This is a genomic window from Caldicellulosiruptor sp. DIB 104C (assembly GCF_028198085.1).
Classification (GTDB): Bacteria; Bacillota; Thermoanaerobacteria; order Caldicellulosiruptorales; family Caldicellulosiruptoraceae; genus Caldicellulosiruptor; species Caldicellulosiruptor saccharolyticus.
This window is the reverse complement of the sequence record NZ_CP116337.1, coordinates 1,191,285-1,200,410: the sequence shown is the minus strand read 5'-3', so window position 1 is coordinate 1,200,410 and position 9,126 is coordinate 1,191,285. Positions and strand designations below refer to the sequence as shown.

At 34.4% G+C, this 9,126-nt stretch carries 8 protein-coding genes; 7 read left to right on the top strand and 1 reads right to left on the bottom strand.

The annotated features are described in order from the left end of the window. Positions 1–597, top strand: a 597-nt coding sequence (locus PGC14_RS05965; RefSeq protein ID WP_422653036.1) for an acetate/propionate family kinase, incomplete at its 5' end; no start/stop codon positions are given. A gap of 50 nt (positions 598–647) precedes the next feature. On the opposite strand, the gene PGC14_RS05960 is transcribed toward PGC14_RS05965, so the two are convergent. After that, a complete protein-coding gene (locus PGC14_RS05960; RefSeq protein WP_271629781.1) occupies positions 648–1,025 on the bottom strand; it encodes a desulfoferrodoxin in 378 nt (125 codons plus the stop codon). A gap of 153 nt (positions 1,026–1,178) precedes the next feature. On the opposite strand from PGC14_RS05960, the gene PGC14_RS05955 reads away from it, so the two are divergent. The 6 genes from PGC14_RS05955 (at position 1,179) to pnpS (ending at position 9,079) form a co-directional block, all read left to right on the top strand. Continuing rightward, positions 1,179–3,803 (top strand): valine--tRNA ligase, encoded by a 2,625-nt coding sequence (locus PGC14_RS05955; RefSeq protein WP_271629780.1) that lies wholly within the window; start codon positions 1,179–1,181, stop codon positions 3,801–3,803. A 7-nt stretch (positions 3,804–3,810) separates the two neighbouring features. Further along, entirely contained in the window at positions 3,811–5,106 is a 1,296-nt protein-coding gene (locus PGC14_RS05950; RefSeq protein WP_271629779.1) for a bifunctional folylpolyglutamate synthase/dihydrofolate synthase, read from the top strand. A gap of 76 nt (positions 5,107–5,182) precedes the next feature. Then, positions 5,183–5,836: a fructose-6-phosphate aldolase gene (fsa, locus tag PGC14_RS05945; RefSeq protein WP_039764392.1), complete on the top strand. Its 654-nt coding sequence runs from the start codon at positions 5,183–5,185 to the stop codon at positions 5,834–5,836. Between the two features lie 52 nt (positions 5,837–5,888). Next, positions 5,889–6,683, top strand: a complete 795-nt coding sequence (pgeF, locus tag PGC14_RS05940; protein WP_039764390.1) for a peptidoglycan editing factor PgeF — start codon at positions 5,889–5,891, stop codon at positions 6,681–6,683. Further along, the gene (locus PGC14_RS05935; RefSeq protein ID WP_039764389.1) at positions 6,680–7,378 is read left to right on the top strand and encodes a response regulator transcription factor; all 699 of its coding nucleotides are present in this window, start codon (positions 6,680–6,682) and stop codon (positions 7,376–7,378) included. The genes pgeF and PGC14_RS05935 overlap by 4 nt, the downstream gene beginning before the upstream one ends. Positions 7,379–7,381: 3 nt before the next feature. Then, on the top strand, positions 7,382–9,079 hold the full coding sequence (gene pnpS / locus PGC14_RS05930) for a two-component system histidine kinase PnpS (RefSeq protein ID WP_039764387.1): 1,698 nt from the start codon (positions 7,382–7,384) through the stop codon (positions 9,077–9,079). Positions 9,080–9,126: the final 47 nt, after the last annotated feature.

The window sequence follows — 9,126 nt, the reverse complement described above, 5'->3', positions numbered from 1 at the left end:
AAGCTTATAACATGCCACCTTGGAAATGGTTCAAGTGTTTGTGCAATAAAGTATGGTAAATCAGTTGACACAAGCATGGGCTTTACACCCTTAGCTGGGCTTGCAATGGGTACAAGAAGTGGCACAATTGACCCTGCTGTTATTTTGTATCTTATGGAGAAAGAGAATATGGATGTAAAGCAGATGAATGATTTGCTGAACAAGAAATCTGGGGTGCTAGGGATTTCTGGTGTAAGTAGTGACTTTAGAGATTTAGAGAAAGCTGCAAACGAAGGAAATGAACGTGCTCAGCTTGCAATTGATATGTTCTGCTATAGGGTAAAGAAATATATTGGAGAATATGCTGCAGTTTTAGGCGGTGTTGATGCAATAGTATTCACAGCAGGAATTGGTGAGAACAATCCAGTTGTTCGAGAAAAGTGTGTAACTGATTTAGAATACATGGGTGTTTTGTATGATAAAGAAAAAAACTTTAACGCAGAGAAAGGCAAGGTATTTGAAATTAACAAACCAGAGAGCAAGGTAAAGGTTTTAATAGTCCCAACAAACGAAGAGCTAATGATTGCAAGAGAGACAAAGAGATTGTTAGAAAAATAAATTGAAGAAAAAAGGGCTGCTTTGCCTAAATTTCAGCAGCCCTGTCTTTTTTATTCCTTTTTCCAAAGCCCGTGGAGATTGCAATATTCATATGCAACAAGCTTATCAGCAGATACATTAAAGAGTGCTTTTGGCTCATCACCAGGCTTTAAGTATTTTCTGTAGACAACATCATCTGCTACAAGTTCAATCCACATAATGTAGTGTTTTTCTTCCATTGGATGTGGAACTTCTCCAACTTTCACCAAAATACCTTCTTCTGTTTTTTCGATGACTGGTACATGTTTCTCTAAGCTTGCATCAACTGTGTTCGCCTCAAGTAAGGTCATTGGCTGACCACAACATACCAATTGTCCGCCGCCAGCAGATAAGACCTCTACAATATTCCCACAAATTTCGCATTTATAAATGTTGCCTCTTTTAACCATCTTGAAGTGACCTCCCTTGTAAAATTTAAATTTTTCAATTACAATTACTTTATACCCACAAATTCAGATTCAAAAACATAAAGTTTGAAATAAAAATAATTTTGAAATAATATAAAAAGTGAAATTAAAACTTTGAAAGGAGGATGAAAGAAGGTGCAAAAAGTTTACAACCCGCAAGAGGTTGAAGACAGGCTATATAAGATGTGGCTTGAAAAGAAATACTTTCATGCAAAGATTGACTGGTCAAAGAAGCCTTTTACAATAGTAATCCCACCTCCAAATATTACAGGGCAACTACATATGGGACACGCTCTAAATAACACCATTCAGGATATTTTGATAAGATTTAAAAGAATGCAGGGATATTGCGCACTTTGGGTTCCTGGAACTGACCATGCAAGTATTGCAACAGAAGCAAAGATTGTTGAGAAGATGAAAGAAGAAGGTCTCACAAAAGAGATGATAGGAAGAGAAAAGTTTTTAGAGCGTGCTTGGGAGTGGAAGAGGGTCTATGGCGGAAGAATAATTGAGCAGCTTAAAAAACTTGGAGCTTCTTGTGACTGGGATAGAGAACGATTTACAATGGATGAAGGGCTTTCTAATGCAGTAAAAGAAGTTTTTGTAAGACTTTATGAGAAGGGTTTAATTTATAAAGGTGAAAAAATAATTAACTGGTGTCCTACCTGCAAGACAACAATTTCGGATGCTGAGGTGGAGTATGAAGAAAAGAAGGGCAAACTTTGGCACATCAAGTACCCTGCAAAGGACAATTCTTTTTTCGTAGTTGTTGCAACAACAAGACCAGAGACAATGCTTGGTGACACTGCTGTTGCAGTAAATCCTAATGATGAAAGATACAAACACTTGATTGGAAAAACGGTTGTGCTGCCGCTTGTGAATAGGGAAATACCAATTATTGCAGACGAGTATGTAGATATGGAATTTGGAACAGGTGTTGTAAAGATTACACCTGCTCATGACCCGAACGACTTTGAAATAGGGCAAAGACATAATCTTCCAATGATACAAGTAATTGATACAAAAGGGTATATGAACGAAAATGCTGGTAAGTACGCGGGACAGGATAGGTATGAGGCAAGAAAGAATATTGTAAATGACCTAAAAGAACTTGGACTTCTTGTCAAAGAAGAAGACTATACTCACAATGTAGGCCACTGTTACAGGTGCTCAACAGTAATTGAACCGCTTGTGTCAAAGCAATGGTTTGTCAAGATGAAGCCTTTAGCAGAACCTGCCATAAGGGTTGTAAAAGAAGGAAAGATAAAATTCATTCCAGAAAGATTTGAAAAGATATACTTTAATTGGATGGAAAATATAAAGGATTGGTGTATTTCAAGACAGCTTTGGTGGGGTCACAGAATTCCTGCATACTATTGTAAAGATTGTGACAATATGATGGTAAGTCGTGAGGAAGTAAAGGTATGCTCAAAGTGTGGTTCTACAAATGTATATCAGGATGAAGACACTCTTGATACATGGTTTTCATCAGCACTATGGCCGTTTTCAACATTAGGCTGGCCAGAAGAGACAGAAGATTTGAAGTATTTCTATCCAACAGATGTCCTGGTTACTGCATATGACATCATATTTTTCTGGGTTGCGAGAATGATTTTCTCAGCAGTTGAGCACATGGGAAAAGAGCCGTTTAAGTATGTGTTAATTCACGGAATTGTGAGAGATGCCCAAGGTAGAAAGATGAGCAAATCACTTGGAAATGGCATAGATCCGCTTGAGATAATAGAAAAATATGGTGCAGATGCACTGCGATTTACACTTGTCACAGGAATTTCACCTGGCAATGATACCAGATTTCATATGGAAAAGGTTGAGGCAAACAGGAACTTCGCAAACAAGATTTGGAATGCGGCAAGGTTTGTAATAATGAACCTCGACATTGATACAAATTACAAGCCTGATGAGAGTAAATTTACATTTACAGAAAGATGGATTCTGTCAAGGTTAGATACTCTTATTAAAGAGGTCACTGAAAATCTTGAAAAGTTTGAAATTGGTATTGCGGCTCAAAAACTTTATGACTTTATCTGGGATGAGTTTTGCGACTGGTATATTGAAATGTCAAAACCAATCCTTTACAACAAAGAGGCAGAGAATAACAAAGAAGTGCAGTATGTCCTTTTGACAGTGCTTACAAATGTTTTAAAACTCTTGCATCCATTTATGCCATTTGTGACAGAGGAGATTTATTTAAATCTTCCACATAATGAAGAGAGCCTTGTTATATCTAAATGGCCTGAGCCAATGGGATATAACTATGCTCAAGATATCTTAATGGTTGAAAAATTGATAGAACTTGTTAGAAGCATTAGGAATTTAAGAGTTGAGAGAAATATACCTACAAATATAAAGCCAAAAGTTTATATAAAGACTGACGACCAGTCAATGATACAGCAAAAACAGCTATGGGAGATTTATGTAAAAAAACTTGCAAATATTGAAGAGGTAGTAGCATCTGAAGACATTCCAGAGGATAGTGTTTCACTTGTTCTTTCCTGGGGTGTTGCATATATTAAACTAAAAGAGATAATTGACATTGAGATGGAGCTTAAAAGACTTACTGAAGAAAGAGAAAGACTACTAAAAGAGGTTGAACGTTCTGAAAAGTTACTTGGAAATCAAAACTTTTTACAAAAGGCTCCTCAAAAGGTTGTAAATGAAGAAAAACAGAAGTATGAGAAATACAAACAGATGCTAAAATCTGTTGAAGAGCAACTTGAGAGAATTAAAAACTTAAGGTGATTGTGTCATGTCAATGACTTATGAAGAAGCACTTGAATATATCCATGGAACATATAAGTTTGGTATGAAGCTGGGCCTTGAAAACATAAAAAGATTGCTTGAACTGATGGGGAATCCTCACAAGGATTTAAGAATTATTCACATTGCGGGAACAAATGGTAAAGGATCAACATGTGCTTTTATAAATCAAATGTTGATTGAAGCGGGGTTTAAGGTGGGGCTTTACACCTCACCTTATTTAGAATTTTTTAATGAGAGAATTAGAATAAATAACCTTCCTATAAGTGACGAGGAACTTGCGGGAATAACAAAGTATGTAAAAGATAAGATTGATTTAATGATAAGTCAGGGATTTAACCATCCAACTGAATTTGAGATAGTCACCGCAATAGCCTTTGAGTATTTTAAAAGGATGAATGTGGATTTTGTTGTATTAGAAGTTGGGCTTGGCGGAAGACTTGATGCAACAAATGTAATTGAAAGTCCAGAGCTTTGTATTATAACCTCTATTGGCTATGACCATATGGATATCTTAGGGCAGACAATTGAGCAAATAGCATATGAAAAGGCTGGCATTATAAAAGAAGGCTCTACTGTAATCTTAGGGCTGCAACGTTATAAAGAAGCAATTGATGTTATCTCAAAAGTGTGTAAGCAAAAGAATGCCAATTTAGTTGAGGTGGGAAGTGATTATAAAATTGTAAAAAATACTCTTGACGGAGTTATATTTGATTGTATTACTCCAAAAGGTATATATAAAAACCTTGAAATTAAGCTTTTAGGGGTGCATCAGGTTGAGAATGCCCTCAACTGCATATACGCATTTGAATACTTGAGTGATAAATATAATATAGGTACTGGTGCCCTTGTAAAAGGACTTTTAAATGCCAAATGGAATGGCAGATTTGAAATTATATCAAAAGAACCTCTTGTGATTTTAGACGGTGCTCACAACATAGACGGCATGAGAGTACTTGTTGACAGCTGTAAGCAGTATTTGAAAGACAGGAGGATTATTGCAGTTGTAGGAATACTCAAAGATAAAGAATACCAAAAGATGCTTTCTGAAATAATAAATTTAACCTCAGATGTGATATTTACGTTGGTACCATATCAAAAAAGAGCTTTTCTTGATAATGAGGCAAAAGAAATTGCTTTAGATTATGGTTTTGACTTTATAGAAGATTTCAAAGAGGCAATTGATGTGAGCTTAAAAAAAGCAGAAAAAGATTCAGCCATTCTAATTTGTGGATCTTTGTACTTAGTAGGACCTGCAAGAACATATCTTAAAAGCATTTTTTAGTTATTGTAATTATACAGCAATTGGTATAAAATAATAGTCGAAAAAATCTTAACTTAGAGAGAGGTGTTAGATCAACATGAAACTTTTTATTGACACTGCTAATATAAATGAGATTAAGGAAGCTTACTCTTGGGGAATAATTTGTGGTGTTACAACAAATCCGTCTCTAATTGCAAAAGAGGGTAGAGATTTTAAAGAGGTTGTAAATGAGATTTGTTCAATTGTAGACGGTCCAATCTCAGCCGAAGTCATTTCACTCAAAGCCGAAGGTATGATTGAAGAGGCAAGAGATTTAGCAAAAATCCATAAAAATGTTGTAATCAAAATTCCAATGACAGCAGAGGGTCTTAAGGCTGTATCAGTCTTGTCAAAAGAGGGTATAAAGACAAATGTCACACTCATATTCTCGGCAGCACAAGCACTTTTAGCAGCTAAGGCTGGAGCAACTTATGTCTCTCCATTTGTGGGAAGACTTGATGACATAGGACAAAATGGAATTGAGCTTATCAAAGAGATTGTTCAGATATTCAGAAATTATCCAGACATAAAAACAGAGATAATTGCAGCAAGCATAAGACATCCTATTCATGTGATTGAAGCTGCAAAAGCGGGAGCACACATCGCAACAGTTCCATTTAAGGTACTTGAACAAATGACAAAGCATGCATTAACTGATGTTGGGATAGAAAGATTCTTAAAGGATTGGGAAAAGGTACCCAAGAAAAACTAAAGGCAACCTCTTTGCAGGTTGCTATTTTTTTGATTTTAATTGGAGGTAGAAGATGGCGTTTGAAAAGATATGTATAAACGGGCTTGAAATTCTTAGAGTCTCTGAGTTACAAAAGTATGGTGTAGATGCGTTTTTTACAACAAGAAGATATATTAATTCAAATGATTTTAACCTCGGTTACAAATGGGCAAATTCAAAAGAAGAAATTGACAAAAATTTCCGCATTCTTTTTAAAAACTTAGAGATTGATTATAGAAATATTTACTATGCAAAACAAGTGCATAAAAATGATATAATAGTTGTTGAAAAAGGATTTGATTTTTTTGAATATAATCAAGAGAATGAGGCAGATGGACTTATAACTCAAAAAAGTGGAATTACACTTATGACATTTCACGCGGACTGCATTCCGGTTTACATTTTTGATAAAGAAAAGAGAATAATTTCCTTAATTCACTCTGGTTGGAGAGGAAGTTTGCAGCACATATCAAAAAGGGCTATAGACATATTGATTTTGCAATTTAAATCCAATGTTTCAAGCTTAGTTGTAACAATTGGCCCTGGTATATGTAAAGAGCATTTTGAAGTAGGCAAAGATGTATATGATGCATTTTTACAAGAGTTTGGCAATGATATTTGTATATACCGTGAAGGGAAATTTTATTTAGATTTGAAAAAGGCTATTGAAAAAGATTTGTTAGGAAATGGATTAAAGAAAGAACAGATTATAGTGTCAGACATGTGTACTTATGAAAAAGAGGATTTGTTCTTTTCATACAGAAGAGATTTTAAAAGTCCAGAGAAATTAGGAAGTATGGTTGCCCTCATGAGGATGGTGGGAAGATGAGAAATATCTTGATTGTGGATGATGAACCTCATATCGTGGAACTAATTAAATTCAATCTTCAAAAAGAATGCTATAATACTTTTGAAGCTGAAAATGGCAACACAGCTTTGGATATTATCAAAAATAACAGGATTGACCTGGTGATACTTGATATAATGATGAGTGATAAGGACGGATATGAGGTTTTAAAAGAGATTAGATTTAACAAAGAAACAAAAAACCTTCCTGTTATCTTACTTTCTGCAAAGTCAGAAGAGATTGACAGAATATTAGGTCTTGAGCTTGGAGCAGATGATTACATAACAAAGCCATTTAGTGTAAAAGAACTTGTTGCAAGGGTAAAGGCACTTTTCAGGAGAATTGAAAGCTTAAAACCTGAGGTTGAAGAAAAGATTAGATTTGGTGATATTGAGGTGGATTTTACAAAAAGAAGTGTGAAGAAAAGAAATCAAGAAGTTAATCTTTCTTTTAAGGAATTTGAGCTTTTGAAGCTGCTGATAGAAAACAGAGGGAGAGTTTTGGACAGAGATTTCATTTTACAAAGAGTATGGGGATATGAGTTTGATGGTGATACTCGAACAGTTGATGTGCATATAAGATTTTTGAGAAAAAAACTTGAAGATGACGAAAAAAATCCCAAGTATATTGAAACAGTAAGAGGGGTTGGCTACAGATTTAGAGAAGGGTCTGACTAAGAAATGAGAACAAAGATATTTGGTTACACCATTTTAGTTATAGTTATTATAAGCTTTTTACAGGGAATTTTTTCATATGAGGTGTATAAAAATATTTATCTTGAAGAAAATAAGAAGCAGCTTGAAGTAATGGTAAGCGAGGTTGAAAGATATATAAATAACTTTGATATTCAATCACTTTATAAAGTGTACAAAAAAAGTTATTTTAGAGTTACAATTGTTGACAATAAAGGGATTGTGCTTTATGATTCTGAAGCTGATAAGAATAAAATGGAAAATCATTCAAAAAGACCTGAAATTGTAGAGGCAAATAAATATCCGGGAAAGATTTGCTTCTCGATGCGAAAAAGCAAGACACTTAATAATTTTTTTCTCTATGCGGCAAAGAAGGTAGAAATTGGCAACAAACCTATATTTATTCGAGTCTCTGTTTTACTTGATAAAATTGATGTGATTCTGAAAAAGGCTTTGATTCAGACACTAAAGTTTGGGCTGATATGTATAGTTTTTGGGATGATACTTACAATTGGCATATCTTCGCTTTTGTATCAACCTCTCAAGGGGTTAATTTCACTCATTACAGATGAACTAAAAAAATTTGATATAGTTGAACTCAATGAAAAAGAGGATTTGAAGTGGCTGAGTCTTAGCTTTACGAGATTATATCACCTTTTAGAAGAGAAGATTAACGAAGTAAATAGTCTCAACTATAGGCTTAGTGCTTTGTTAAACTCAATCGAACTTGGAATAATTTTTTTTGACAACAAGAAGAGGATACTTATGTTCAACCAACAGGCTGAAGAGATATTTGCGACAAAGCTTAAAAATGGTACAAGTTTACTTGAGTGCATTCGAATATATGAACTTTTTGAATTCCTGTATAATGAAAATGCCTTTGAAAAAGAATTTGAGATAACAATTAATGGTCAAAATAAAATACTTAAAGTTACTAAAAAAAGAGTAAAATTTGATGAAGATAAAGAAGGAATGTTGTTAATTGTAAGTGATATTACATTCATTAAAAAACTTGAAAAAATCAGGTCTGATTTTGTTGCAAATGTTTCTCATGAACTAAAAACTCCTTTAACTTCTATAAAAGGTTTTGTAGAGACACTGAAGGATGGTGCAATTGAAGATAGAGAAGTTGCTGAAAAATTTCTTAACATTATCGAGGTAGAAGTTGAAAGACTTGTTCGACTAATAAATGACTTGCTGTATTTGTCTGAAATAGAAAATGCAAAAATCCAGGTTACCGAAGATGAGGTCAATGTGAAAGAAGTAGTAGAGGAATGTGTTGAGCTTTTAAGATTTAAAGCTGAGGGCAAAAATGTAAAGATGCACCTTAAGTTGGATGATAAGCTTAAAGTAAAGATTCACAAAGATTGGTTAAAACAGATTTTCATAAACCTCATAGACAACGCAATTGTATATAACAAGGAAAATGGTGAGGTTACTATAGAGGTAGAGAGATTAGACGAGAAAATAACGATAAGAGTAAAAGATACAGGTATTGGTATTCCACAAGATGAGATAGAAAGAATATTCGAAAGATTTTATCGAGTGGATAAAGGGCGTTCCCGAAAACTCGGAGGTACAGGTTTAGGACTTTCAATAGTCAAACACATTGTTGAACTTTACAATGGAAAGATTTACGTGACAAGTGAAGTTGGCAAAGGAAGTGAATTTACTATCGTAATATAAAAAGGGCAACATTACTATCACTTTTCTAATGTTGCCCTTTTCTTTGT

Bases quoted from the DNA above. Each gene is read 5' to 3' on its own strand.
- fsa (WP_039764392.1), top strand. From the start codon at position 5,183: ATGAAACTTTTTATTGACACTGCTAATATAAATGAGATTAAGGAAGCT.
- PGC14_RS05935 (WP_039764389.1), top strand. From the start codon at position 6,680: ATGAGAAATATCTTGATTGTGGATGATGAACCTCATATCGTGGAACTA.
- pgeF (WP_039764390.1), top strand. From the start codon at position 5,889: ATGGCGTTTGAAAAGATATGTATAAACGGGCTTGAAATTCTTAGAGTC.
- PGC14_RS05960 (WP_271629781.1), bottom strand. From the start codon at position 1,025: ATGGTTAAAAGAGGCAACATTTATAAATGCGAAATTTGTGGGAATATT.
- PGC14_RS05950 (WP_271629779.1), top strand. From the start codon at position 3,811: ATGTCAATGACTTATGAAGAAGCACTTGAATATATCCATGGAACATAT.
- pnpS (WP_039764387.1), top strand. From the start codon at position 7,382: ATGAGAACAAAGATATTTGGTTACACCATTTTAGTTATAGTTATTATA.